General features: G+C 73.2%; 21 protein-coding genes. 15 read left to right on the top strand and 6 right to left on the bottom strand.

Going from position 1 to position 25,033, the window contains the following annotated elements; genetic code table 11:
* The first annotated feature begins 8 nt into the window (after nucleotides 1–8).
* The 8 genes from yvcK (at nucleotide 9) to Q1A09_RS03295 (ending at nucleotide 8,186) form a co-directional block, all read left to right on the top strand.
* Nucleotides 9–992: a uridine diphosphate-N-acetylglucosamine-binding protein YvcK gene (yvcK, locus tag Q1A09_RS03330; RefSeq protein ID WP_299952033.1), complete on the top strand. Its 984-nt coding sequence runs from the start codon at nucleotides 9–11 to the stop codon at nucleotides 990–992.
* 73 nt (nucleotides 993–1,065) lie between these two features.
* On the top strand, nucleotides 1,066–2,046 hold the full coding sequence (gene whiA / locus Q1A09_RS03325) for a DNA-binding protein WhiA (RefSeq protein WP_166755695.1): 981 nt from the start codon (nucleotides 1,066–1,068) through the stop codon (nucleotides 2,044–2,046).
* 307 nt (nucleotides 2,047–2,353) lie between these two features.
* On the top strand, nucleotides 2,354–3,358 hold the full coding sequence (gap, locus tag Q1A09_RS03320; protein ID WP_299952029.1) for a type I glyceraldehyde-3-phosphate dehydrogenase: 1,005 nt from the start codon (nucleotides 2,354–2,356) through the stop codon (nucleotides 3,356–3,358).
* Nucleotides 3,358–4,551, top strand: coding sequence for a phosphoglycerate kinase (locus Q1A09_RS03315; RefSeq protein ID WP_299952027.1), 1,194 nt, complete (start codon nucleotides 3,358–3,360; stop codon nucleotides 4,549–4,551). Before gap ends, Q1A09_RS03315 begins: the two co-directional genes overlap by 1 nt.
* Nucleotides 4,551–5,363: a triose-phosphate isomerase gene (gene tpiA, locus Q1A09_RS03310; protein WP_299952025.1), complete on the top strand. Its 813-nt coding sequence runs from the start codon at nucleotides 4,551–4,553 to the stop codon at nucleotides 5,361–5,363. The genes Q1A09_RS03315 and tpiA overlap by 1 nt, the downstream gene beginning before the upstream one ends.
* 107 nt (nucleotides 5,364–5,470) lie before the next feature.
* A complete protein-coding gene (locus Q1A09_RS03305; RefSeq protein ID WP_299952023.1) occupies nucleotides 5,471–7,174 on the top strand; it encodes an ABC transporter substrate-binding protein in 1,704 nt (567 codons plus the stop codon).
* A 119-nt stretch (nucleotides 7,175–7,293) separates the two neighbouring features.
* Nucleotides 7,294–7,524 carry a preprotein translocase subunit SecG gene (secG, locus tag Q1A09_RS03300; protein ID WP_222196085.1) on the top strand — a complete coding sequence of 77 codons (231 nt, stop codon included), beginning with the start codon at nucleotides 7,294–7,296 and terminating at the stop codon, nucleotides 7,522–7,524.
* A gap of 320 nt (nucleotides 7,525–7,844) precedes the next feature.
* The gene (locus Q1A09_RS03295; RefSeq protein WP_299952019.1) at nucleotides 7,845–8,186 is read left to right on the top strand and encodes an RNA polymerase-binding protein RbpA; all 342 of its coding nucleotides are present in this window, start codon (nucleotides 7,845–7,847) and stop codon (nucleotides 8,184–8,186) included.
* A gap of 83 nt (nucleotides 8,187–8,269) precedes the next feature.
* Here the strand turns inward: Q1A09_RS03295 and pgl are convergent, their stop codons facing one another.
* The 5 genes from pgl to tkt form a co-directional block, all read right to left on the bottom strand.
* On the bottom strand, nucleotides 8,270–9,082 hold the full coding sequence (gene pgl / locus Q1A09_RS03290; RefSeq protein WP_299952017.1) for a 6-phosphogluconolactonase: 813 nt from the start codon (nucleotides 9,080–9,082) through the stop codon (nucleotides 8,270–8,272).
* Nucleotides 9,079–10,299 (bottom strand): glucose-6-phosphate dehydrogenase assembly protein OpcA, encoded by a 1,221-nt coding sequence (locus Q1A09_RS03285; RefSeq protein ID WP_299952015.1) that lies wholly within the window; start codon nucleotides 10,297–10,299, stop codon nucleotides 9,079–9,081. Before Q1A09_RS03285 ends, pgl begins: the two co-directional genes overlap by 4 nt.
* 49 nt (nucleotides 10,300–10,348) lie before the next feature.
* The gene (zwf, locus tag Q1A09_RS03280; RefSeq protein ID WP_299952013.1) at nucleotides 10,349–11,872 is read right to left on the bottom strand and encodes a glucose-6-phosphate dehydrogenase; all 1,524 of its coding nucleotides are present in this window, start codon (nucleotides 11,870–11,872) and stop codon (nucleotides 10,349–10,351) included.
* A gap of 141 nt (nucleotides 11,873–12,013) precedes the next feature.
* Nucleotides 12,014–13,120, bottom strand: a complete 1,107-nt coding sequence (gene tal / locus Q1A09_RS03275) for a transaldolase (RefSeq protein ID WP_299952011.1) — start codon at nucleotides 13,118–13,120, stop codon at nucleotides 12,014–12,016.
* A 95-nt stretch (nucleotides 13,121–13,215) separates the two neighbouring features.
* Nucleotides 13,216–15,447 (bottom strand): transketolase, encoded by a 2,232-nt coding sequence (tkt, locus tag Q1A09_RS03270; protein WP_299952009.1) that lies wholly within the window; start codon nucleotides 15,445–15,447, stop codon nucleotides 13,216–13,218.
* Between the two features lie 320 nt (nucleotides 15,448–15,767).
* Here tkt and Q1A09_RS03265 point away from each other — a divergent pair, with 320 nt between their 5' ends.
* Complete coding sequence (locus Q1A09_RS03265) at nucleotides 15,768–16,691, top strand: heme o synthase (RefSeq protein WP_299952007.1); 924 nt, start codon at nucleotides 15,768–15,770, stop codon at nucleotides 16,689–16,691.
* A 37-nt stretch (nucleotides 16,692–16,728) separates the two neighbouring features.
* A complete protein-coding gene (locus Q1A09_RS03260; protein ID WP_299952005.1) occupies nucleotides 16,729–17,121 on the top strand; it encodes a DUF6188 family protein in 393 nt (130 codons plus the stop codon).
* A gap of 186 nt (nucleotides 17,122–17,307) precedes the next feature.
* Here Q1A09_RS03260 and Q1A09_RS03255 read toward each other — a convergent pair whose 3' ends face one another.
* Nucleotides 17,308–18,243, bottom strand: a complete 936-nt coding sequence (locus Q1A09_RS03255) for a heme A synthase (protein ID WP_299952003.1) — start codon at nucleotides 18,241–18,243, stop codon at nucleotides 17,308–17,310.
* Between the two features lie 181 nt (nucleotides 18,244–18,424).
* On the opposite strand from Q1A09_RS03255, the gene Q1A09_RS03250 reads away from it, so the two are divergent.
* The 5 genes from Q1A09_RS03250 (at nucleotide 18,425) to Q1A09_RS03230 (ending at nucleotide 25,029) form a co-directional block, all read left to right on the top strand.
* Nucleotides 18,425–20,977: an ATP-dependent Clp protease ATP-binding subunit gene (locus Q1A09_RS03250; RefSeq protein ID WP_299952001.1), complete on the top strand. Its 2,553-nt coding sequence runs from the start codon at nucleotides 18,425–18,427 to the stop codon at nucleotides 20,975–20,977.
* 83 nt (nucleotides 20,978–21,060) lie between these two features.
* A complete protein-coding gene (locus Q1A09_RS03245) occupies nucleotides 21,061–21,921 on the top strand; it encodes a metalloregulator ArsR/SmtB family transcription factor (protein WP_299951999.1) in 861 nt (286 codons plus the stop codon).
* The gene (gene sufB / locus Q1A09_RS03240; RefSeq protein ID WP_299951997.1) at nucleotides 21,918–23,357 is read left to right on the top strand and encodes a Fe-S cluster assembly protein SufB; all 1,440 of its coding nucleotides are present in this window, start codon (nucleotides 21,918–21,920) and stop codon (nucleotides 23,355–23,357) included. The genes Q1A09_RS03245 and sufB overlap by 4 nt, the downstream gene beginning before the upstream one ends.
* Nucleotides 23,357–24,685, top strand: a complete 1,329-nt coding sequence (gene sufD, locus Q1A09_RS03235) for a Fe-S cluster assembly protein SufD (RefSeq protein WP_299951995.1) — start codon at nucleotides 23,357–23,359, stop codon at nucleotides 24,683–24,685. Before sufB ends, sufD begins: the two co-directional genes overlap by 1 nt.
* Nucleotides 24,685–25,029, top strand: a complete 345-nt coding sequence (locus tag Q1A09_RS03230) for a non-heme iron oxygenase ferredoxin subunit (protein WP_299951993.1) — start codon at nucleotides 24,685–24,687, stop codon at nucleotides 25,027–25,029. Before sufD ends, Q1A09_RS03230 begins: the two co-directional genes overlap by 1 nt.
* Nucleotides 25,030–25,033: the final 4 nt, after the last annotated feature.

Here is a 25,033-nt window from a genome sequence, read left to right as displayed (position 1 = left end):
CACCGCCGGTGCCGCTACCGGCCAGCGGCGTCCGGCAGTCGGCCGGCCAGCCGCTCCGGGTGGCCGCCCTCGGCGGCGGACACGGCCTGGCGGCGGCGCTCGCCGCCTGGCGCCGGCTGACCGCCGACCTGACCGCGATCGTCACCGTCGCCGACGACGGTGGCTCCTCGGGCCGGATCCGCCGGGAGATGCCGGTGCTGCCCCCCGGCGACCTGCGGATGGCGCTGGCCGCCCTGGCCGGCCCCGACCCGCGGACCCAGGAGATGGCCGCGCTGCTCCAGCACCGCTTCGGGGGGAGCGGGGTGCTCGCCGGGCACCCGGTGGGCAACCTGATGCTCACCGGGCTGACCGAGATGCACGGCGGTGACAGCGTGCGTGCCCTGGGCGTGCTCGAGGCGCTGCTGGGCGCCGAGGGCCGGGTGCTGCCGATGGCCGCGGTGCCGCTGGACCTCGTGGCCACGGTGGTGAGCGTCGACCCCGACGACCCGCAGGACACCCGCCGGATCCGGGGCCAGGTGGCGATCGCCTCCACCCCGGGCCGGGTCCGGGACATCCGGGTCTCCCCGGCCGACCCGCCGGTGCCGCCGGCGGTGCTCGACGCCATCGCCGGCGCCGACGTCATCTCGCTGGGCCCCGGGTCCTGGTACACCTCGGTGCTGCCGCACCTGCTGGTCCCGCAGCTGCGTGCGGCGCTCGCCGAGGCCCGGGCGAAGGTGGTCGTGGTGCTGAACCTGGAGCCCCAGCCGGGGGAGACCGACGGCTTCTCGCCGGAGGAGCACCTGGGGGTCCTGCTGGCGCACCTGGAGGGCGTGTCGCTGCACTCGGTCATCGCGGACGCCGCTGCGGTTGTTGACCGGCGTGGTCTGCTGTCTGCTGTGCAGGGATGTGGTGCGGAACTGGTGCTCGCACCGGTGGCCGCACCAGACGGTGCACCACGGCACGATCCTCAGCGGCTGGCCGCTGCGCTGGCCTCGGTGGTCGGCGCCCGGTGAACGGTGGGGGAGTGGCTGGGCCCGGGAACGACCGGTGCACCGGCCGGCACACAGGGGGAAGGGAACACCGCTGATGGCGATGACCGCGATGGTGAAGGACGAGCTCTCCCGCGTGGAGTGCACGAGGACCTCCGAGCGCAAGGCCGAGGTGACGGCGCTCCTGCGCTTCTCCGGCGGCCTGCACATCGTGGGTGGTCGCGTGGTCATCGAGGCCGAGCTGGACACCGGGTCGGTGGCCCGGCGGCTGCGCCGGGACATCAGCGAGGTGTACGGCTACACCAGCGGCGTCAGCGTGCTGGCCGGCGGCAACATCCGCCGTGGGGTCCGCTACCTGGTCCGGATCGCCAAGCACGGTGAGGGGCTGGCCCGGCAGACCGGGCTGGTCGACCAGCGCGGCCGGCCGGTCCGCGGGCTGCCGCCGTCGGTGGTCTCCGGCGGCATCGGCGACGCCGAGGCCGCCTGGCGCGGGGCGTTCCTGGCCCACGGGTCGCTGACCGAGCCCGGGCGCTCCTCCTCGCTGGAGGTGACCTGCCCGGGTCCCGAGGCCGCGATGGCGCTCGTCGGCGCTGCCCGCCGGCTCGGGATCGCGGCCAAGGCCCGTGAGGTCCGCGGCACCGACCGGGTCGTCGTCCGGGACGGCGACGCCATCGGCGCGCTGCTGACCCGGATGGGCGCCCACGACGCGGTCCTGGCCTGGGAGGAGCGGCGGATGCGCCGCGAGGTCCGGGCGACGGCCAACCGGCTGGCCAACTTCGACGACGCGAACCTGCGCCGCTCGGCGCGGGCCGCGGTGGCCGCCAGCGCCCGGGTGGAGCGCGCACTGGAGATCCTCGCCGACGAGGCCCCCGAGCACCTGCTGGTCGCCGGGAGGCTCCGGCTGGAGTTCGGTCAGGCCTCGCTGGAGGAGCTCGGCCAGCGGGCGGACCCGCCCATGACCAAGGACGCCGTCGCCGGCCGGATACGCCGTCTGCTCGCGATGGCCGACAAGCGGGCCAAGGACCTCGGCATCCCGGACACCGAGTCGGTCGTCACCGACGACATGCTCGCCCAGTAGTCGGCTCCCTCGCCCCCCACGCCTCGCAGGCTCGGCGCGGGCCCCTGCGAGGGGGCCGACTCGCGGCGGGGCCCTGCAGGGGGGCCGTGGGGGAGGGCCCCTGCAGGGCGGCCGGGTGGATCGTCGTCGCAGGTCAGGGAGACGTCCGCGACGTCTTCCCGGTTGGTCCGGCGGCTCCGGACCGGGGGTCCGGGCCGGGTGTCCGGGCCGATAGGCTGACCTCGACATGTGGCCGCGCACACGCGCGGCCCACGGGTGCCGCTGGGCCGACCGGTCCGGTGAGGGCAACAGGTCTGGGAGGTCCGCAGTGACGGTCAAGGTCGGGATCAACGGGTTCGGTCGGATCGGCCGCAACTTCTATCGGGCGGTGGCCGCCAGCGGCGCGGACGTCGAGATCGTGGCGGTCAACGACCTGACCACCCCGGAGACGCTCGCCCACCTCCTCAAGTACGACAGCATCCTGGGCAAGCTGGCCGAGGACGTCTCGGTCGTCGGTGACGGGATCAAGGTCGGCGGCAACACGTTCAAGGTGCTCGCCGAGCGCGACCCGGCGAACCTGCCCTGGGGCGAGCTGGGCGTGGACGTCGTCGTCGAGTCCACCGGCTTCTTCACCAAGGCCGAGGACGCGCGCAAGCACGTCGACGCCGGCGGTGCCAAGAAGGTCGTCATCTCCGCGCCGGCCACCGGCGACGACCTGACGATCGTCATGGGCGTCAACCACGAGCAGTACGACGGCTCGCAGACGATCATCAGCAACGCCTCCTGCACCACCAACTGCCTGGCGCCGCTGGCCAAGGTGCTCAACGACGCCTTCGGCATCGAGCGTGGCCTGATGACCACGATCCACGCCTACACCGCCGACCAGAACCTGCAGGACGGCCCGCACAAGGACATGCGCCGCGCCCGCGCCGCCGCGCTGAACATCGTGCCCACCTCCACCGGTGCCGCCAAGGCGATCGGCCTGGTCCTGCCGGAGCTGAAGGGCAAGCTCGACGGCTACGCCCTCCGCGTCCCGGTGCCGACCGGCTCGGCCACCGACCTCACCGTCACGCTGTCCCGTGAGGTCACCGTCGAGGAGGTCGACGCCGCCTACAAGGCCGCCGCCGCCGGCCCGCTGGCGCCCTACCTGGTCTACACCGACGCGCCGATCGTCTCCTCCGACATCGTCACCGACCCGGCCTCCTGCATCTACGACGCCGGTCTGACCAAGGTCTTCGGCAACCAGGTCAAGGTCGTCGGCTGGTACGACAACGAGTGGGGCTACTCCAACCGCCTGGTCGACTCCGTCGTGCTGGTGGGCAGCAAGCTCTGATGCGGTCCGTCGACGAGCTCATCGCCGACGGGGTGTCGGGTCGGCGCGTGCTGCTGCGCGCCGACCTGAACGTCCCGCTGGACAAGGACAGCGGCGCGATCACCGACGACGGCCGGATCCGCGCCAGCCTGCCCACGCTGCAGGCGCTGCAGGCCGCGGGCGCCCGGGTCGTCGTGGCCGCGCACCTGGGCCGGCCCAAGGGCGCTCCCGACCCGAGGTTCTCCCTCGCCCCGGTCGCTGCGCGGCTGGGCGAGATGCTCGGCGCCCCGGTGATCCTGGCCGGGGACGTCGCCGGCACCGACGCCACCGCGAAGGTGGCCGGGCTCGCCGACGGCGAGGTGCTGCTGCTGGAGAACGTCCGCTTCGAGGCAGCCGAGACGTCCAAGGACGACGCCGAGCGCGGCGAGCTGGCCGACCGGCTGGCCGCCCTGGCCGACTTCTACGTCGACGACGCCTTCGGCGCGGTGCACCGCAAGCACGCCTCGGTGTACGACGTGGCGCTTCGCCTCCCGCACGCGGCCGGCCGGCTGGTCGCGCGCGAGCTGGAGGTGCTCACCCGGCTCACCGAGAGCCCGGAGCGGCCCTACGTGGTCGTGCTCGGCGGCTCGAAGGTCAGCGACAAGCTGGGCGTGATCGAGGCCCTGCTGCCCAAGGTCGACCGGCTGCTGATCGGCGGCGGGATGACCTACACGTTCCTGGCCGCGCGCGGTCTGGAGGTGGGCTCGTCGCTGCTGGAGGCCGACCAGGTCGAGACCTGCAAGCGGCTGCTGGCCGAGGCAGGCGACCGGATCGTGCTGCCCGTCGACGTGGTGGTCACCCCGGAGTTCAGCGCGGACGTGCCGACCCGGGTGCTCCCGGCCACCGGGATCCCGGCCGACGAGATGAGCCTGGACATCGGGCCGAAGAGCGTCGAGCTGTTCACCGAGGCCCTGACCGGGGCGCACACGGTGTTCTGGAACGGGCCGATGGGCGTGTTCGAGCTGGCGCCCTTCCAGGGCGGCACCCGCGGGGTCGCCCAGGCCGTCGGCGCCGTGGAAGGCCTGTCGGTCGTCGGTGGCGGCGACTCGGCGGCGTCGGTCCGGCAGCTGGGTCTGGACGAGGGCGCCTACGGGCACATCAGCACCGGCGGCGGCGCATCGCTGGAGTACCTGGAGGGCCGGGAGCTGCCCGGGCTCGCCGTGCTGGCCGACTGATGGCGCGCACCAAGGAGACCCAGCCGGTCCGCGAGGGGCGTCGTCCGCTCATCGCCGGCAACTGGAAGATGCACCTCACCCACCTCGAGGCGATCGGCCTGGTGCAGAAGCTGGCCTTCTCGCTGAAGGAGCGGCAGCTCGAGGCGGCCGAGGTCGTCGTCGTCCCGCCGTTCACCGCGTTGCGCAGCGTGCAGACGCTGGTGGCCGGGGACAAGCTGGAGATCGGCTACGGCGCCCAGGACATCTCGGCGCAGGACTCCGGCGCCTACACCGGTGAGGTGAGCGGGGTGATGCTCGCCGCGCTGGCCTGCCGGTACGTGCTCGTCGGTCACTCCGAGCGGCGCACGCTGCACGGCGAGGACGACGCCGTCGTCGCCGGCAAGGTGCAGGCCGCGCTGCGGCACGGGCTGGTCCCGATCCTCTGCGTCGGGGAGGGGCTCGACGTCCGGCGGGCAGCCGGTCAGGTCGCGCACTGCACCGCGCAGCTCGACCAGGCGCTGGCCGGACTCGACGCCGAGCAGCTGCAGGAGCTGGTCATCGCCTACGAACCGGTGTGGGCGATCGGCACCGGTGAGGTGGCCACCCCGGACGACGCGCAGGAGGTCTGCGCGGCGCTCCGGGCGCGGCTCGCCGAGCGATTCGGGCCGGAGACGGCCGCGGTGGTCCGTATCCTCTACGGCGGATCGGTGAAGGCCGGCAACACCGCCGGCATCCTCGCCGGGCCGGACGTCGACGGAGCGCTCGTCGGCGGTGCCAGCCTGGACGCCGACGAGTTCGCACAGATCTGTCGTACCGCCGCCGACGGGAGCTGACCGCCGGCCGGCACTGACCGGGCGGAGCAGCACCCACGGTGATCCACAGCAGTGCACGACGGCCGACCGGCCGAGTCCCCGCGCGGGGTGCCCTCCGGTCGGCCGTCGTGCTGTGCCTGGTCGCGGCGCTGGCGGTGCTCACCGGGTGCGGCAGCAGCAACAGCGGCGTCGCCGGTGTGCCGACCCAGGCCGGTGAGGCCGGCAGCGGCGTGACCGGCGTGCGCGCGCCGTCCGAGGAGACCGGGGGCACGCTGCGCCTGGTGTCCGGCGACATCGACAGCCTGGACCCGCAGCGGTCCTACCTGCCCGGCGTGTGGAACCTCATGCGGCTGTACGCCCGCACCCTGCTCACCTACTCCTCGGAGCCGGGCTCGACCGACGAGCTGGTGCCCGACCTGGCCACGGACCTGGGCACCACCCCGGACGGCGGACGGACGTGGACGTTCACGCTGCGCGAGGGGGTGCGCTTCGAGACCGGTCGGCCGATCACCTCCCGCGACGTGAAGTACGGCATCGAACGCTCCTTCGCCTCCGACGTCGTCGTCGGCGGACCGACCTACGTCGTCGACCTGCTCGACGACCCGGCCGACCCCTACGCCGGTCCGTACCAGGACGAGACCGAGGGGCGCCTGGGGCTGCCCTCGATCGCCACCCCGGACGACCGCACGATCGTCTTCACCCTGACCCGGCCCGCTCCGGAGTTCCCGTTCGTGATGGCGCTGCCCTCCAGCAGCCCGGTGCCGATCGAGAACGACACCGGCGCCGCCTACGGCAGCGACCCGGTCAGCTCGGGCCCGTACATGATCACCTCGGTGGACCCGGTGGCCGGTGTCGCCCTGGAGCGGAACCCGCAGTGGGACCCGGCCACCGACGACGTGCGCACCGCGCTCCCCGACTCGGTGGTCCTCCGGTCCGGCCTGTCCGGGGTGGCCCGGGACCAGGCGCTGCTGGCCGGGTCCGCTGATCTCGACCTCTCCGGCACCGGGGTCCAGCAGGCGACCATCAGCCGGCTGGACGACGACGCGCTGGCCGCGCGGATCGACGACGTGACCACCGGTTCGGTCCGGCTGCTGGCGCTGCCCACGACGGTGGCGCCGATGGACAACGTCGACTGCCGGCGGGCGGTCGCCGCCGTGGTCGACCGCGCGGCGGTGCAGGAGGCGCTGCGCGGCGCGGGCAACGCCGTCCGGACCTCCCTGCTGTGGCCGCGTGCCGTCGCCGGTGCGCCGGAGGAGGCCGACCCGGACCCGGACCAGGCGGCGGCTGCGGCGGCGCTGGCCGCGTGCGGCCGCCCCGAGGGGTTCAGCACCACGCTGGCCGTCGCCGACGTCCCCGGCAGTGTCGACGTCGCGGAGGCGCTGGCCGCGACGCTGGCCGAGGTGGGCATCCAGGTCGAGGTCCGGCCGCTGGACCCCACCACCTTCTACGCCACCGACGTCGGCAACCCCGACGCGGTGACGGCGGCCGGCTACGGGATGGTGCTGGCCACCTGGACCGCCGACTTCCCCACCTCCGCCTCGTTCCTGGTGCCGCTGGTCGACGGCCGGTCCATCCGGCAGGTGGGCAACACCAACTACGCCCGGCTGGACGACGCCCAGGTCAACGCAGCCGTGGACGCCGCCCGCGCGGCGACCGATCCGGCGGCCGCCGCGGACGCCTGGCGGCAGGTCGTCTACGCGGTTCAGGAGACGGCTGCCTACGTGCCGCTGGTGGAGAACCGCGTGCAGTTGCTGGCCGGCCAGCGGCTGCGCAACGCCGTGGTGATGCAGCCCTACGGCAGCTACGACGCAGCGACCGCCGGGGTCCGCTGACCAGCGAGGTGACCGGGCGGCCCGGCGGCGTCGGTTAGGCTGGACCGTCGAGGGCCCCCGAACCACGTGGGTGCACCACCACCCACCCCGTGGGCAGGCGGACAGGGAGACGGACGACCATGGAACTGGCGCTCAACGTGCTGCTGGTGCTCACCAGCCTGCTGCTGATCGTGCTCATCCTGCTGCACCGCGGCAAGGGCGGCGGCCTGTCGTCGATGTTCGGTGGCGCGGTGTCCTCGCAGCTGTCGGGCAGCTCGGTGGTGGAGAAGAACCTGAACCGGCTGACCGTCTTCGCCGGCGCCGTCTGGACCGTCTGCATCGTCGCGCTGGGCATCCTGATCAAGGTCTGACGAAGGACCCCCTCTCCCCCCACCACCTCGCTACGCTCGGCAGCGGGCCCCTGAGAGGGGGCCGACTGCCGAGCAGCGGAACATGTGGCGGGCCGTGCCTGTGCGAGGGTCGGTCAGCCCTGTCCTCGCTCGTTGCGGGCGTCTCGCCGTCGTCCCCGAGGCTGCGCCGAAACCGGACCTGCGAGGTCTTCCCCAGACGGTCGCGTGCCGGTACCGAGGGTGTCCGCATCGTGACCTGAGACCGGGGCCACAGGCCCTAGACTGCGCGGGCGGTGATCAACTCAGTCACCGCGACGTGGCGACGATCAGGGGGGCCGCTCGTGGCTGGTGGGAACGCGATCCGGGGGAGCCGGGTCGGTGCAGGTCCGATGGGTGAGGCCGAGCGTGGTGAGGCGGCGCCGCGGCGCCGGGTGGGCTTCTGGTGCGCCAACGGGCACGAGTCGCGGATCGCGTTCGCGACCGAGGCAGAGGTGCCCGAGACCTGGGACTGCCCGCGCTGCGGGCTCCCGGCCGGGATCGACCAGGGGAACCCGCCGCCGGCTCCCCGGACCGAGCCGTACAAGACGCACCTCGCCTACGTCCGGGAGCGTCGCTCCGACGCGGACGGCGATGCCCTCCTCGAGGAGGCACTGTCCCGGCTCCGTGCCCGCCGCGGGGCCTGAGCACGACGGGCGACAGCACGCGACCGGCCCGGTCACCCCAAGAGCAGCTGGGGTGACCGGGCCGGTTCCGTGTGGGCCGCTGACTACTGGCGGGGCAGCTTGCTGGCTGCGGCGGCGTCCAGCAGCCAGCGGGTGGCCCGCGTGCCGCGCGCCCCGGCCGCCGGGATCTCCAGCCGCGACGCACCGCCCAGTGCCTGGGCCACCGCGTCCGCCTTGCCCTCGCCACTGACCAGCAGCCAGACCTCCTCGGCGGCGGTCAGTGCGGTGAACCCGAGGCTCACCCGGGTCGGCGGAGGCTTGGGGCAGTCGCGGACGGCGACGACGGGCCGGTCGTCGCGGGCGGCGGGGGAGTCCGGGAAGATCGAGGCGACGTGCCCCTCCGGGCCCATGCCGAGCATCAGCACGTCGATCCGGGGCAGGCTCGCGCCCTCACCGGCGGCGGCCGCCAGCTGTTCGGCGTACCAGGCCGCAGCGTCCTCGGGCTCGTCGAAGCCGGCGTCCGAGGACGGGATGGGGTGCACCCGCTCGGGGTCCAGCGCGACCTTGCTCAGCAGGGCCGCCCGGGCGCCGAGCTCGTTGCGGTCGGGGTCGTCGACCGGCACGAACCGCTCGTCGCCCCACCAGACGTCCACGGCAGCCCAGTCGACCACCGCGTGTTCGGGCTCGGCGGCCAGCTCGGCCACCCGCTTCAGCACCGCGGTGCCGATCCCGCCGCCGGTGACCACGACCGACGCCGTCCCGTGCACGGCCTGGGCGGCCGCCAGCCGCGCCACGAGCGCGGAGGCGACCGACCGGGCGAGCCGGTCGGCGTCGGGCTCGATCACCACGTCCGGCGTCGGCAGGTCCGAGTCGGCCAGCGCCTCGTCGACCCGGTCGCCGGGGGAGGTCTGGCTCATCGGGTGCCCGCCTTCTTCGCAGTGCCGGCCTTGCGCGCCGGGGCAGCCCCCGGCGACTGGACGGCCGCCTGCTCCTCGGAGTCGTCGGCAGGGGAGTCGTGCTCCCCGCTGAGGGCGACCTCGTCGGTGTCGCCCGGGACGTCGGGCACCGTGGGCGCGGAGTGCGCGGTCGCCGACCCGCCGTCGGTCTCGCCTGCGGCGTTCCGCGGTTCCACGGTCTGCTCGGGCCGCATGGGGTCGAACCAGACGTGGTCGCGGCAGGCCGGCCGGTCGGACAGGCCGGTTGCACCGGTGACGGCCTCCAGCGCCTCGCTGTAGGGCTCGTCCGGGTCCAGTCGGCGCAGCTCCTCACCGATCAGCTCACCGAGGCTGCGGTCGGGCAGGGCGACGACGGACTCGGGCCGGAACGGCTGGTCGATGACCGCGCCGCCCTTGCGGTCGTCCTGCAGCCGGACCTCCTCGCCCTGGTCGAGCTGGAGGGTGACGGAGTCGATGCCGCGGGGGCCGTTCTTGCGCGGGCTGGGCACGACGTCGATGGGGCAGCCGCAGCGCGAGGAGAGCCAGCCGGCCACCAGCTGCGCGGTGGCGTTGTCCGGGTCGCCCTCCACCCGTCCGCCGAGCACCCGGACCGGCTCGCCCCGCCGGCCGGACACCGAGTCCAGCGTGGAGGCGAGCGTGGCCCGCCACGGGGTGCTGCGGGTCCAGGTGATGTCGGTGTCGCCGGGGTAGTAGTCGTGCGCCCGGTTGCGCAGCGCGGCCACCGGGTCCGGTGCCATGGACGAGTCGGTGATCCGGCGGTCGGCGATGACGCCGAGCGCGTCACGGGCGATCTGCTCCGGCGGCGCCTCGTGCCACCAGGTGACCACCGGGGCGTCGGCGGCCAGCAGCGGCAGGACGACGGACTCGGCGTGCAGCCCGAGCCGGCCGTACATCCGCATGACCACGGACTCGCCGGGGCCCAGCCGGCCACCGATCTGCACCTCGGCGTCCAGCCTGGGCACCGGGGCCTCGATCTGCCGGCGGACCACGATCAGCAGCCGGCAGGGGTGCACCTCGGCGGCGGCCGTGGCGGCCTGCTCGGCCTCGGTGACCCGGCCCTCGTCGGCCACGACCACCAGGGTCAGCGCGACACCGCTCATCACGGCGCCGCCGGTGCGCCGCTGGGCGGCCAGTTCCTTGACCACCGCGGAGCCGGTGGTGTCCCAGAGAGTCGTCATGACAGTCCCTCCTCGAGGGTGGGCAGAGCAGGGCGGGGGAGGGAGACGGTCACGGTCGGCGCCACGCCCGGTCCTCGGCCTCGAGCATGGCGTCGGCGGCGCGGGGCCCCCACTCGCCGGCGCGGTAGGGGTGCGGGGTGGTGTTCGCCCAGAACTCCTCGAGCGGGTCGATGACCGCCCAGGACGCCTCCACCTCGGCATTGCGCGGGAAGAGCGTCGCGTCGCCGAGCAGGACGTCGAGCAGCAGCCGCTCGTAGGCCTCGGGGCTCGCCTCGGTGAACTGCTCGCCGTAGAGGAAGTCCATCGCGACGTCGCGGACCTCCATCACGCTGCCGGGCACCTTGGAGCCGAACTTGAGCGTGACGCCCTCGTCCGGCTGCACCCGGATGACCAGCTGGTTGTGGCCTAGCTCCTCGGTGTCGGTCGGGGCGAACGGCAGGTGCGGGGCTCGCTTGAACACCAGCGCGATCTCGGTGACCCGGCGGGGCAGCCGCTTGCCGGTGCGCAGGTAGAACGGGACACCGGCCCAGCGGCGGGTCTCCACGCCCAGCCGGACGGCGGCGTAGGTCTCGGTGGTGGAGTCGGCGGCGACGCCCTCCTCCTGCTGGTAGCCGGTGGCCCGCTGGCCGGCCAGCCAGCCCTGCTCGTACTGGCCGCGGATGGCGAAGCGGGGCATGTCGGCGACGTCGGGCACGGAGACCGCGCGCAGCACCTTCAGCTTCTCGGTGCGGATCTCCTCGGCGGAGAACTCGACCGGCTCCTCCATGGCGGTCAGCGCCAGCAGCTGGAGCAGGTGGTTCTGCAGCACGTCCCGGGCGGCGCCGGTCTTCTCGTAGAAGCCGGCGCGGCCGCCGATGCCGACGTCCTCGGCCATGGTGATCTGCACGGAGTCGACGTGGTGGGCGTTCCACAGCGGCTCGAAGAGGGTGTTGGCGAACCGCAGGGCCAGCAGGTTCTGGACCGTCTCCTTGCCCAGGTAGTGGTCGATCCGGAAGACGTCGTCGGCGGTGAACACCGAGTCGACGAGCTCGTTGAGCTGCCGGCTGGAGGCGAGGTCGGTGCCGAACGGCTTCTCCACGACCACCCGCCGCCAGCGGTCGGGGGTGCTCTCGGCCATGCCGGTGCGCTGCATCTGCTTCAGCACCGTGGGGAACAGGGCCGGCGGGATCGACAGGTAGAAGGCGGCGTTGCCGCCGATGCCGTGGCTGCCCTCGAGCTCGGCGAGATTGCTGGCCAGCTCGTCGAAGGCGTCGTCGTCGTCGAAGGAGCCCTGGACGAAGCGGACGCTGTTGGCCAGCCGCTCCCAGACCTCCTCGCGCCACGGGGTGCGGGCGTGCTCCCGGGCGGCCGAACGGGCGAGCTCGGAGAACTCGACGTCACCCCAGTCGCGGCGGGCGAAGCCCAGCAACGCGAAGTTGGTGGGCAGCAGCCCGCGGTTGGCCAGGTCGTACACGGCCGGCAGCAGCTTCTTGCGCGAGAGGTCCCCGGTGATCCCGAAGACGACGAGCGCGCACGGCTCCGGTACTCGGGGCAGCCGCCGGTCCCGCGGGTCGCGCAACGGGTTGGTGGGCATCGTCAGATCCGTCCTCGATCAGCTCGCAGTGTGCCGCCGTCCGGTGCGGCGCCGGACCGGACGGCGGCGGTGTCCAGGGGTGGTGCGGTGGCGCCGCGACACGGGCCGGGGACGGCGTCGCCGCCGTCCCCGGCCCGGGGGTCACGCCTTGTCCTGCAGCTGCTCCTGCACCGACGCGGTCAGCTCGTCCCAGGCGTCGACGAACTTCTGCACGGCCTCGTCCTCCAGGACGCGGAAGACGTCGTCGAGGTCGACACCGGCGTCGGTGACCGCCTGCATGACCTTCTCGGCGTCGGCGTAGGCCGACTGCACCGGAGTGCCGGCCTGGCCGTGGTCGGCGTAGGCCTGCATGGTCTTCTCCGGCATCGTGTTCACCGTGTCCGGGGCGATGAGCTCGGACAGGTAGAGGGTGTCGGAGTACTCCGGGTTCTTGACCCCGGTCGAGGCCCACAGCGCGCGCTGCTTGCTGGCGCCCTTGGCCTCCAGCGCCTTCCAGCGGTCGGAGGAGAAGACCTCCTCGTAGGCCTGGTAGGCCAGCTGGGCGTTCGCCACACCGGCCTTGCCCTTGAGCGAGGCGTCCGCGCCGGCGGCGTCCAGGCGCTTGTCGATCTCGCTGTCCACCCGGGACACGAAGAACGACGCCACGGACTCGATGCCCTCGAAGGAGGCGTTCGGGTCCTCGGCCAGCCGCTTCTCCAGGCCCGCGACGTAGGCCTCCATGACGGCGCGGTAGCGCTCGAGGCTGAAGATCAGCGTCACGTTCACGCTGATGCCCGCCGCGATCGTCTCGGTGATCGCGGGCAGGCCCTCGACGGTGGCCGGGATCTTGATGAACAGGTTCGGCCGGTCGACCAGCCACCACAGGTGGGCGGCCTCGGCGGCGGTCGCGTCGGTGTCGCGGGCCAGGCCCGGGGCCACCTCCAGCGACACGCGGCCGTCGCGGCCGGTCCGCTCGGCGACCGGCGCGAGCAGGTCGCAGGCGTCCCGGACGTCGGCGGCGGTGATGGTGCGCAGCGCCTCCTCGACGCTCACCTTGCGCACCGCCATGGCGTGCAGCTGGTCGTCGTAGGACTTGGACCCGCTGATCGCCGCGGCGAAGATGCTCGGGTTGGTGGTGACGCCGACGACGCTCTGCTCGTCGACCAGCTGCTGCAGGTTGCCGCTGCGGATCCGGTCGCGGGAGAGGTCGTCGAGCCAGACGGCGACCCCCGCCTTCGACAGCTGTGCCAGGTTCTCGTTCTGGGCCATGGTCAGTTCCTTCCTAGAAAGACGGTTCGCCTGGTGGCCCCGGTGCAGGGGCCCGCCCCGAGCGTGCGAGGAGTGGGGGGCACCGGGGTCCTTCCTCAGTGGTCGGCGGTGGCGTCGGAGCCGTAGACCCCGCCGCGGGAGACGCCGGCACCCGACGGGGGAGTGGCCCCGTTGGCGGCGGCGTCGATGCTCTCGCGGGCGGCGGCCACGACGGCCTCCGCGGTCAGGCCGAACTCCTCGTACAGCTTCGAGTACGAAGCGCTGGCGCCGTAGTGGTTGAGGCCGACGATCCGGCCCGCGTCACCGACGAACTCGCGCCAGCCCATCGGCACCCCGGCCTCGACGCTGACCCGCGCCTTGACCGAGGGCGGCAGCACCTGGAGGCGGTAGGCCTCGTCCTGCTCGGCGAACCACTCCCAGCAGGGCAGGGACACGACGCGGGTGGGCACGCCGGCCGCTTCGAGCTGCTCGCGGGCGGCCACGGCGATCTGCACCTCCGAGCCGGTGCCCATGAGCACGACCTCGGGAGAGCCGTTGGACGCCTCGGCCAGCACGTAGCCGCCCTTGGCGACGCCCTCGGCGGAGGCGAACTCGGTGCGGTCGAACACCGGCAGGTTCTGCCGGGACAGCGCCAGGCCGGCCGGCCGGTCGTTGTTCTCCAGGATCGTCCGCCAGGCGACGGCGGTCTCGTTGGCGTCGGCCGGGCGGACGAAGTCCAGACCCGGGATGGCGCGCAGCGCGGCGTAGTGCTCGATCGGCTGGTGGGTCGGGCCGTCCTCGCCCAGGCCGATGGAGTCGTGCGTCCACACGTAGGTCACCGGCAGCTGCATGAGGGCGGCCAGTCGCACCGCACCGCGCATGTAGTCGGAGAAGGTGAGGAACGTGCCGCCGTAGACCCGGGTGCCGCCGTGCAGCGCGATGCCGTTCATGACCGCGCCCATGGCGTGCTCACGGACGCCGAAGTGCAACGTGCGGCCGAAGGGGCCACCGCTCCACATCTTGGTCTGGCGGTTCGCCGGCAGGAACGAGGGCTCGCCCTTGACCGCGGTGTTGTTGCTCTCGGCCAGGTCGGCCGAGCCGCCCCACAGCTCGGGCAGCTCGGGGTAGAGGGCGGCCAGCACCTCACCGGAGGCCTTGCGGGTGGCGACGCCCTTGGGGTCGGCGTCCCAGGTCGGCAGCTTCTCCGCCCAGCCCTCGGGGAGGGTGCGGGTGCTCATCCGCTCCAGCAGCGCCGCGCCCTCGGGGTTGGCCTGCTGCCACGCCTCGAACCGCGACTGCCAGGCGCGGTGCGCCTCCTGGCCGCGGGTGACGGCCTTGCGGGTGTGCTCGATGACCTCGGGGCGCACCTCGAAGGTCTGCTCCGGGTCGAAGCCGAGGATCTGCTTGGTGGCCTTGACCTCGTCCTCGCCGAGCGCGGAGCCGTGCACGGCGCCGGTGTTCTGCTTGTTCGGCGAGGGCCAGCCGATGACCGTGCGCAGCACGATGATCGAGGGGCGGTTCGTCTCGGCCTTGGCGGCGGCGAAGGCGGCGTCCACGGCGGCGAGGTCCTCACCGTCGTCGACGTGCTGCACGTGCCAGCCGTAGGCGGCGTAGCGCGCGCCGACGTCCTCGGTGAAGGCGACGGTGGTGTCGTCCTCGATGGAGATCTTGTTGTCGTCGTAGACCAGCACGAGGTTGCCCAGCTGCTGGGTGCCGGCCAGCGAGGAGGCCTCGCCGCTGACGCCCTCCTCCAGGTCGCCGTCGGAGGCGAAGGCCCAGATGGTGTGGTCGAACAGGCTCTCGCCCTCGGCGGCCTCGGGGTCGAGCATGCCGCGCTCGCGGCGGGCGGCCATCGCCATGCCGACCGCGTTGCCGACGCCCTGGCCCAGCGGGCCGGTGGTGGTCTCGACGCCGGCGGTGTGGCCGACCTCGGGGTGACCCGGGGTCTTCGAGCCCCAGGTGCGCAGCGACTTGAGGTCGTCGAGCTCCAGGCCGTAACCGGCCAGGTAGAGCTGGACGTACAGGGTGAGGCTGGAGTGCCCCATGGAGAGCACGAAGCGGTCACGAGCGGCCCAGTTGGGGTCGCTCGGGTCGTGCTCGAGCCACTTCTGGAAGAGCAGGTAGGCGACCGGCGCCATGCTCATCGCGGTGCCCGGGTGGCCGTTGCCGACCTTCTGGACGGCGTCCATGGCCAGCACGCGGGCGGTGTCGATGGCCGCGCGGTCCAGGTCGCCGAAGCTCTCGGGGAGGGTCGGCGTGGGCTGGCGGGGCGAGCCGGTGGCGCTGTCGGAGGCGGCCTCGGCCGGGGCCTCGGCGGCGGTGCTCTTGGTTCCGTTGTCGCTGGTCATGTGGCGCTCGGAGCTCCCTCGGGGATAGATCGGTGTCGGACCCGCCCGGGGGGCCAGGGGGTCGATCCACCCCGGGCGGACGACGGTGCACACCACGGCCGCCCCGGTCGGCGCGGTCGGAGGTCGTGAGCGTGGGCGCGCCGTCGTCCTCGACGTCCGCCCTACCCGCATCACGCGCAGAGTCAACGTGATCAAACCCTAGTGGTGCCGAGCCATTCCCCGCGGGATGCCGGGCTACAGTGGTCCGGCAACCCATCCTCCGGCGAGAAGGACCTCGTGGTGCCCTGCTGCCCGCGCGACGCCGCGCTCCTGGGCCCCCGGTGACGGCGATCGCCGACCGCGCCGTCGGCCGGCCCCGGCCGACGAGATCGGCCCGTGCGACGGTGGGCGCCTACGTCTCGCTGACCAAGCCCAAGCTCGTCGAGCTGCTGCTGGTCACCACGCTGCCGGCGATGATGCTGGCGGCCGGCGGTTGGCCGGGCACCGGCCTGGTCCTGGCCACGCTCGTCGGCGGCATGCTCGCCGCCGGCGCCGCCAACACGATCAACTGCTGGTACGACCGGGACATCGACCGGCTGATGTCGCGCACCCGCGACCGGCCGATCCCCAGCGGGGTGATCCGGCCGCGCAACGCGCTGGTGTTCGGCGTGCTGCTGGCCTGGGTCGCGCTGGTGCTGCTCGGCCTGTTCACCACGCCGCTGGCCACGGCGCTCACCGCTGCCGCGGTGCTGGCCTACTCGGTCTTCTACACGATGGTGCTCAAGCGCCGGACCCACCACAACACCGTGTTCGGCGGGCTGCCGGGCGCGGCGCCGGTGCTGATCGGCTGGGCCGCGGTCACCGGGTCGCTGGACTGGCCGGCGCTGGTGTTCTTCGGCATCGTCTTCTGCTGGCAGATGCCGCACTTCTGGGCGCTGGCCAGCCGGTTCCGCTTCGACTACTTCCGGGCCGGGGTGCCCATGCTCTCGGTGGTCGCCGGCCCGGTCAGCGTCGGTCGCCAGTCCGTCGCCTGGGCCTGGGGCACGCTCGGCGTGTCACTGCTGATGGCCCCGGTCACCCCCGGGCTGGGGTGGGTCACCGGCGCCGCCACCCTGGGCCTGGGTGCCTGGTACGTGGCGGAGTCGCACGCCTGGCTGCGGCGGATCAAGGCGGGCGTGCCCGACCGGCCGATGAAGCTGTTCTCGGTGTCGATCACCTACATGACCCTGCTGTCCATCGCCCTGGTCGTCGACGTCCTCGTCTGATGCGGGACCCCCACCGTCGGCGGGGGACGGTGAGCCCGTGACGGCGGACGGCGGACGCTCGGCGAGCGCGCAGGTGCAACCGCTGGTGGGGCGGTCGCTGAGTCAGCTGTGTGTCGGCCCCCACGACGCCCAGCTCCGCTTCTCCGGCGCCGTCACGGTCACCTTCGAGGCCCCGATCACGGTGGCCTCCGCCCCGGGCGAGCCGGTGCTTGCGCACGAGCTCGAGGGCCTGGCGTTGCTCGTGCCCCTGCTCAACGGCGATGTCGTCGCCGTTGCCGTCGGTGACGATGGGGCGTTGGGGCTCACCATCGGTGGGACGACCCTGCGTTGCGGTCCCGACCCGGACCACGAGGCATGGCAGGTCACCGGGTCCGATGTCGGCCTCGTCGTCTGCGGACCCGGCGGAGGCCTGGACGTCTGGCACTCGTAGCCGCCCCACGACGACGGCGAGGTGGGGGCGATGTTCGTCGAGGGCGGGTTCCCGGGCCGGATCCCGCCACGGACGCACATCGCCCTGCCGGGCGGGACGGCGGCAGCGGATGGCGACGGCGTGCGCGGACCGGGGGCTGCGGGGGTCGGCGCCACCCCTCCGCGCACTCGGCCGCGGGGGCGCGCCTCAGACGGTGGCGGCGCTCGTCAGCGGGGCGTCGACCGGTACGTCGGACGACGGGCCGCGGACCGACCAGACCAGCCGGGCGGTGTAGACGACGATCAGCACGGCGCCGGCCATGTGCAGCAGCACCAGGAGCGCGGGCAGGTCGGTGAAGTACTGCACGTACCCGATGACGCCCTGGGCCAGCTCGACGACCAGCAGGTCGCGGGCGGCGCGGCGCACCCGGCCGGGGGAGTCGGTGGCGTGCAGCCCGACCAGCAGCGCGATGGTCAGCCCGATCAGCAGGAAGACCGCGTCGGCGTGCAGCTGGCTCATCAGCTCCGGGTCCAGGCCGGTGCGGCCGGCCTCCGGGTCACCGCTGTGCGGCCCGCTGCCGGTGACCACCGTGCCGATCACCTGGACGACGGCGACGGTGGCCGCCACCCCGGTGACCAGCAGCGCGAAGGGGCGGCGCACCAGCAGCTGCCCGACTCCCGGCTCGCGGGAGCGCAGCCACAGGGTGGTGGCGATGGCGACCAGCACCGAGGAGACCAGGAAGTGCGCGGCCACGGTCCACGGGTTCAGCCCGGTCAGCACGGTGACCCCGCCGAGCAGCGCCTGCGCGGGGATGCCCAGCAGGCTCAGCACGGCCAGCCGGCGCAGGTCCCGGCGCACCGAGGCGAAGACCGCCACGACGGTCGCGAACGCCACCAGGACGAGGACGAACGTCAGCAGCCGGTTGCCGAACTCGATCAGCCCGTGCCCGGCGAGCTCGGCCGTCGGGCGGATGCTGCCGTCGGTGCACTCCGGCCAGGTCGGGCAGCCCAGCCCCGAGCCGGTGAGCCGGACCGCGCCGCCGGTCACCACGATCACGCCGTTGGCGATGACGTTGGCCAGGGCGATCCGGGAGACCACGGACGGGTTCATCCGAGAGCGGAACGACGCGGGAAGAACCGACACCCCTCGGATGCTACTTACCGCGGCGCCCCCGCCCCCCGGTTCGAGCAGAGAGCCCGCTCACCCGGCCGGCGGCACCGCCCGACACGCGCAGCGCGACGGATCGACGACCCGTTCCGCGATGCATGGCGTCCGCGGTGGGTAGGTCAGCGCCGACCCGTTCCGACGAGAGGTCTTTGCAGACATGACCAGCGGATTCCCGGGCGCACCCTTCGGTGGCGGCCCGTTCGACGACTTCTTCCAGGCCTTCCTGGGCGGCCCCGGTGCCCGCCGGGGCATGCAGCGGGTGGACATCACCCAGCTGCTGAGCTCCCACTCCCGTGAGGTGGTGTCCGCGGCGGCGCGGCAGGCCGCCGAGTGGGGCAGCCCCGACCTGGACACCGAGCACCTGCTGTGGGCGCTGGCCGGGCACGAGCCCACCCGCACGCTGCTCACCCGCAGCGGCGTGGACGCCGAGCAGCTGCAGGCCGCACTGGCCAGCCAGCTCGGCCGCGGTGAGCCCACCGGCCAGGCGCCGGCCCTGACCCCGGCCGCGAAGCGGGCCCTGCTCGACGCCCACCAGGTCAGCCGGGCGAGCGGCTCGACCTACATCGGCCCCGAGCACCTGCTGTTCGCCCTGGCGCTGAACGGCGACTCCGGCGCCGGCCGGGTGCTGGGCGGGGCCCGGGTGACCCCCGAGGCGCTGCAGCAGGCCGCGGCCGGCGGACCGGTGACCGCCGGGGGCGGGGGCGGCGGCGAGCAGCCGCCGTCCAGCACCCCGACGCTGGACGAGTTCGGCCGTGACCTGACCGCGATGGCCCGGGACGGGAAGATCGACCCGGTCATCGGCCGCGCCCAGGAGATCGAGCAGACCATCGAGGTGCTGTCCCGGCGCAACAAGAACAACCCGGTGCTCATCGGCGAGGCCGGCGTCGGCAAGACGGCGATCGTGGAGGGCATCGCCCTGCAGATCGTGGACGGCGACGTCCCCGAGTCGCTGCGCGGCCGCCGGCTGGTGGAGCTGGACCTCACCGGCCTGGTCGCCGGCACCCGGTACCGCGGTGACTTCGAGGAGCGGCTCAAGAAGGTGATGGACGAGATCCGCGAGCACAGCGACGAGGTGATCGTCTTCATCGACGAGCTGCACACCGTCGTCACCGCGGGGGGCTCGGAGGGCTCGGCCGGGGCGGGCAACATGCTCAAGCCGGCACTGGCCCGCGGCGAACTGCACATCATCGGCGCCACCACGCTGGACGAGTACCGCCGCAACATCGAGAAGGACGCCGCCCTGGAGCGGCGGTTCCAGCCGGTCCTGGTGCCCGAGCCCAGCACGCTGGACACCATCGAGATCCTGCGCGGGCTGCGCGACCGCTACGAGGCGCACCACCAGGTTCGGTTCACCGACGAGGCGCTGGTCGCCGCCGCCGAGCTGTCGGAGCGGTACATCACCGACCGGCACCTGCCGGACAAGGCCATCGACCTGATCGACCAGGCCGGCGCGCGCACCCGGCTGCGGGTCAAGCGGCCGACCACCGACCTGCGGGCGCTGGAGCAGCGGGTGCAGGAGCTGCAGCGGGAGAAGGACCAGGCGGTCGCCGCCGAGCAGTACGAGCGCGCCTCCACGCTGCGCGACGAGTGCCAGGCGGCACAGGCCGAGCTGGACCGGGCGCGCTCCGGTGGCGAGCCCGGCATCCCGGAGGTCGGGGTGGCCGAGATCGCCGAGGTGGTCTCCCGGGCGACCGGTGTGCCGGTGGCCCAGCTGACCGAGGAGGAGCGCGACCGGCTGCTGCGGCTGGAGGACGTGCTGCACGAGCGGGTCGTCGGCCAGGACGAGGCCGTCGAGGTGGTCGCCGAGGCGATCCGCCGCTCGCGGGCGGGCCTGGGCGACCCGGACCGGCCGATCGGCAGCTTCCTGTTCCTCGGCCCGACCGGCGTCGGCAAGACCGAGCTGGCCCGGGCACTGGCCGAGGCGCTGTTCGGTGACTCCGACCGGATGGTCCGGCTGGACATGAGCGAGTTCCAGGAGCGGCACACGGTCAGCCGGCTGGTCGGCTCCCCTCCCGGCTACGTCGGCTACGAGGACGCCGGTCAGCTGACCGAGGCGGTGCGTCGCCGTCCGTACTCGGTGGTGCTGCTCGACGAGGTCGAGAAGGCTCACCCGGACGTGTTCAACACGCTGCTGCAGCTGCTGGACGACGGCCGGCTGACCGACTCCCAGGGCCGCACGGTCGACTTCACCAACACCGTGGTGATCATGACCAGCAACCTGGGCTCGGAGGCGATCGTCAACGCCGGCCGCGGGCCGCTGGGCTTCACCGCCAACGGCGACGCCGGCGATGACCTGCGCGACCAGGTGATGCGGCGACTGCGGGAGGCCTTCCGGCCGGAGTTCCTCAACCGGATCGACGAGATCGTGGTCTTCCGGCAGCTGGAGCCCGAGCAGCTGGCCCGGATCACCGACCTGCTGCTGGACGAGACCCGCCGCCGGCTGGCCGCGCAGGACATCGTGCTGGAGTTCAGCCCGGCTGCCGTCTCCTGGCTGGCCGAGCGGGGCTTCGAGCGGCAGTTCGGTGCCCGACCGCTGCGCCGGGCGATCCAGCGGGAGGTGGACAACCGGCTGTCCCGGCTGGTGCTCGGCGGCGACCTGCACGCCGGTCAGCGGGTGCGGGTCGACGTCGTGGACGGCGCCCTGGACCTCCAGGTGTCCGAGGTGGAGCCGAACACCGTCGCGGAGGCCGAGACGCCCGCCGCGGTGTGACGTCGCTCTCGGGAGTGCTCGGGGAGCCCGCAAGTAAGGTCCGCCTTGCTTGCGGGCTCCTCGATTAAGCACACAATCGTGTTGTGGAAACCGCCGCGGCCCGGGCCGCCGTCCCCGCCGGTGTGCCGGCCGAGGACGGTCGCACCCGGGTCCGGGTGAGCGCGCTGCTGCTGGAGCACGGCCCGCAGTCCGCCGCCGAGTTGGCGGCCCGGCTGGGCGTCTCGCCCGCTGCGGTGCGTCGCCACCTCGACGGACTGGTGGCCGCCGGGCGGGTCACCGAGCGCGAGGCCCCCGGTGGGCAGCGGGGGAGGGGCCGGCCCGCGCGCCGGTTCGCCCTCACCGACGCCGGCCGGTCGGCCTTTCCGCACGCCTACGACGACCTGGCGCTCACCGCGCTCCGCTTCGTGGCCGAGCACGGGGGCCCCGACGCCGTCCGGGCCGTGGCCGAGCGGCAGCTGTCCGGGCTGGAGGAGCGGTGCTCCAGCGCCGTGGCGCAGGCGCAGGCCGCGTCGCCGGAGCCCGTCGACCGCGCTCAGGTGGTCGCCGCCGCGCTGACCACCGAGGGCTACGCCGCGATGGCGATGTCGCTGGCCGGCCCGGGGAGCGGCAGCGGCGGTCAGCTCTGCCAGCACCACTGCCCGGTGGCCCACGTCGCCGCCGAGTTCCCGCAGCTGTGCGAGGCTGAGACGGCGGTGATCAGCCGGCTGGTCGGCACCCACGTGCAGCGACTGGCCACCATCGCCCACGGCGACGGGATCTGCACCACCCACATACCGGCCCAGCTCGTCCCGGCGCAGCGCGCACCGGGTCGGGTCTCGGCCCACGGCGGCGGGAACAAAGCCGACCTGCCACACCCTGTACCTGCTGATCGCGTCCCGGCTCCGGCCACCGACGCCAGCACTCGCAGCACCCCCTCGATCGACCGGGAGAGGACCCCCGCATGACCACCACGCAGCCGGTGCCCAGCGCGCCGATGACGCAGGACGAGACGATCGATGCGCTCGGCCGCTACAAGTACGGCTGGGCCGACGCCGACGTCGCCGGTGCCTCCGCCACCCGTGGCATCAACGAGGACGTCGTCCGAGACATCTCGCGCCGCAAGAACGAGCCCGAGTGGATGCTCGAGCGCCGGCTCAAGGCGCTGAAGATCTTCGGCAAGAAGCCGATGCCCGACTGGGGCTCGGACCTCTCCGGGATCGACTTCCAGAACATCAAGTACTTCGTCCGGTCCACCGAGGCCCAGGCCACCACCTGGGACGAGCTGCCCGACGACATCAAGAACACCTACGACAAGCTGGGCATCCCGGAGGCGGAGAAGCAGCGGCTGGTCTCCGGTGTCGCGGCCCAGTACGAGTCCGAGGTCGTCTACCACAAGATCCGTGAGGACCTCGAGGAGCAGGGCGTCCTGTTCCTGGACACCGACACGGCGCTGCGCGAGCACCCGGACCTGTTCCGCGAGTACTTCGGTTCGGTCATCCCCTCCGGTGACAACAAGTTCGCCGCGCTGAACACGGCCGTGTGGTCGGGTGGCTCGTTCATCTACGTGCCCAAGAACGTCCAGGTCGAGATCCCGCTGCAGGCCTACTTCCGGATCAACACCGAGAACATGGGCCAGTTCGAGCGGACCCTCATGATCATCGACGAGGGCGCCTACGTGCACTACGTCGAGGGCTGCACCGCGCCGATCTACAAGACCGACTCGCTGCACTCCGCGGTCGTCGAGATCATCGTGAAGAAGAACGCGCGTTGCCGGTACACGACCATCCAGAACTGGTCGAACAACGTCTACAACCTGGTCACCAAGCGGGCCGTGGCCCACGAGGGCGCGACCATGGAGTGGGTCGACGGCAACATCGGCTCCAAGGTGACGATGAAGTACCCGGCCGTGTGGATGACCGGTGAGCACGCCAAGGGCGAGGTCATGTCCATCGCCTTCGCCGGCGAGGGCCAGCACCAGGACGCCGGCGCCAAGATGGTGCACGCCGCGCCGCACACCTCCTCGACCATCGTGTCGAAGTCGGTGGCCCGGGGCGGTGGCCGCACCTCCTACCGCGGGCTGGTGCAGGTCGACGAGGGCGCCTACGGCTCCAAGTCGACGGTGAAGTGCGACGCGCTGCTGGTCGACACGATCAGCCGGTCGGACACCTACCCCTACGTCGACGTCCGCGAGGACGACGTCGCGATGGGCCACGAGGCCACCGTCTCCCGGGTCAGCGACGACCAGCTGTTCTACCTGATGAGCCGTGGGCTCTCCGAGGACGAGGCGATGGCGATGGTCGTGCGCGGCTTCGTCGAGCCGATCGCCCGGGAGCTGCCGATGGAGTACGCCCTCGAGCTCAACCGCCTGATCGAGCTGCAGATGGAAGGTGCCGTCGGCTGATGTCGGCTCCACAGAACACCGGTACTGACGACCAGACCACCCTGACCACGGAGTCGGCCACCCTCGCCGGGGAGCTCTTTGCCCCCGGCGTGGGCGCCCAGGCCGGGCCGCCGACCACCCCGGCGGCCGGCACCGGCACCGCCGGCGACGTCCCCCCGGGGTCGCACTCGCACGGCGGGCCGGCCCCGACCGGATCGCCGGCCGAGCGGTTCACCTCGGTCGACCCCGACGCCTTCCCCCGGCCCACCGGCCGGGAGGAGGAGTGGCGCTTCACCCCGATGCGCCGCGTGCGCGCGCTGCTGGACGGCGCCCCGTCGGAGGCGTCCCTGCAGTGGGACACAGACCTGCCCGAGGGCGTCGAGCTGTCCTCCGTGCCGGCCGACGACCCGCTGCTCAAGGGTCTGCCCGAGCCGGTCGACCGGCTCGCCGCGCTCACCCGCCAGCACAGCGGGAACGCCACCGTCGTCCGGATCGCCAAGGACGCCGTGCTGGACCGCCCGGTGCGGCTGGGCCTGTCCGGCACCGGCGGCGAGGACGTCGTCTGGGGTCAGCTCGTCATCGAGGTCGGGCAGTTCGCCCAGGCCACGGTCGTGCTGGACCACAGCGGACTGGCCAAGTACTCCGGCGGGGTCGCCTTCCTGCTCGGCGACGGCGCGCAGCTGACCGTCGTCTCGGTGCAGGAGTGGGCCCCCGGTGCGGTGCACGGCGGGCAGTTCGACGCCGTCGTCGGCCGGGACGCCACCCTCAAGCAGGTCGTGGTCACCCTGGGCGGCGACCTCGTCCGGCTGGTCAGCAACGTGCAGTACGCCGGCCCCGGCGGCTCGGTCGACCTGTACGGCCTGTACTTCGCCGACGAGACCCAGCACCAGGAGCACCGGCTCTGGGTCGACCACGGCACGCCCAACTGCCGCAGCAACGTCGTCTACAAGGGCGCGCTGCAGGGCGAGCAGGCACACAGCGTGTGGGTCGGCGACGTGCGGATCCGCCCGGCGGCCACCGGCACCGACACCTACGAGCTCAACCGCAACCTGGTCCTCACCGACGGGGCGCGGGCGGACTCGGTGCCCAACCTGGAGATCGAGACCGGCGAGATCGTCGGTGCCGGGCATGCCAGCGCCACCGGCCGGTTCGACGACGAGCAGCTGTTCTACCTCTGCTCGCGTGGCATCGACGCCGAGACCGCGCGGCGCCTGGTCGTCCGCGGGTTCTTCGCCGACGTCGTCCAGCACATCGGGATCCCCGAGCTGCAGGACCGGCTGATGACCTCGATCGAGCGTCGGCTGGGTGCGCTGCCGGAGCTCGACGAGCAGCCGGTCGAGGTCGGCTGATGGCCTTCGAGCGCGTCTGCGCCCGCTCGGAGGTGCCCGAGGACGGTGCGCTGCGGGTCGAGCTCGCGGACGTGGACGTCGCGGTCGTGGACTTCGACGGCGAGCTCTACGCCCTCCAGGACGTCTGCTCGCACGCGGACTTCCCGCTCACCGACGGCGACGTCGACGAGGTCGACGGCGCCCCGACGATCGAGTGCGCACTGCACGGGTCCTGCTTCGACCTGCGCACCGGCGCCCCCACCAACCTCCCGGCCAACAAGCCGGTCCCCGTCTACCCGGTCCGGGTCGAGGGTGACGACGTCCTGGTCGACGTCGACGCCCCTCTCGCGGCCAGCACGAACTGAGGAG

Source organism: uncultured Modestobacter sp., from assembly GCF_947486615.1.
Taxonomy (GTDB): Bacteria; Actinomycetota; Actinomycetes; order Mycobacteriales; family Geodermatophilaceae; genus Modestobacter.
This window is presented reverse-complemented; position numbering and strand designations above follow the sequence as displayed.

What these genes read in the sequence shown, in the direction of transcription:
- whiA (WP_166755695.1), top strand. Translation starts at nt 1,066, where the DNA reads ATGGCGATGACCGCGATGGTGAAGGACGAGCTCTCCCGCGTGGAGTGC.
- Q1A09_RS03315 (WP_299952027.1), top strand. Translation starts at nt 3,358, where the DNA reads ATGCGGTCCGTCGACGAGCTCATCGCCGACGGGGTGTCGGGTCGGCGC.
- tpiA (WP_299952025.1), top strand. Translation starts at nt 4,551, where the DNA reads ATGGCGCGCACCAAGGAGACCCAGCCGGTCCGCGAGGGGCGTCGTCCG.
- secG (WP_222196085.1), top strand. Translation starts at nt 7,294, where the DNA reads ATGGAACTGGCGCTCAACGTGCTGCTGGTGCTCACCAGCCTGCTGCTG.
- pgl (WP_299952017.1), bottom strand. Translation starts at nt 9,082, where the DNA reads ATGAGCCAGACCTCCCCCGGCGACCGGGTCGACGAGGCGCTGGCCGAC.
- Q1A09_RS03285 (WP_299952015.1), bottom strand. Translation starts at nt 10,299, where the DNA reads ATGACGACTCTCTGGGACACCACCGGCTCCGCGGTGGTCAAGGAACTG.
- zwf (WP_299952013.1), bottom strand. Translation starts at nt 11,872, where the DNA reads ATGCCCACCAACCCGTTGCGCGACCCGCGGGACCGGCGGCTGCCCCGA.
- tal (WP_299952011.1), bottom strand. Translation starts at nt 13,120, where the DNA reads ATGGCCCAGAACGAGAACCTGGCACAGCTGTCGAAGGCGGGGGTCGCC.
- tkt (WP_299952009.1), bottom strand. Translation starts at nt 15,447, where the DNA reads ATGACCAGCGACAACGGAACCAAGAGCACCGCCGCCGAGGCCCCGGCC.
- Q1A09_RS03250 (WP_299952001.1), top strand. Translation starts at nt 18,425, where the DNA reads ATGACCAGCGGATTCCCGGGCGCACCCTTCGGTGGCGGCCCGTTCGAC.
- sufB (WP_299951997.1), top strand. Translation starts at nt 21,918, where the DNA reads ATGACCACCACGCAGCCGGTGCCCAGCGCGCCGATGACGCAGGACGAG.
- sufD (WP_299951995.1), top strand. Translation starts at nt 23,357, where the DNA reads ATGTCGGCTCCACAGAACACCGGTACTGACGACCAGACCACCCTGACC.
- Q1A09_RS03230 (WP_299951993.1), top strand. Translation starts at nt 24,685, where the DNA reads ATGGCCTTCGAGCGCGTCTGCGCCCGCTCGGAGGTGCCCGAGGACGGT.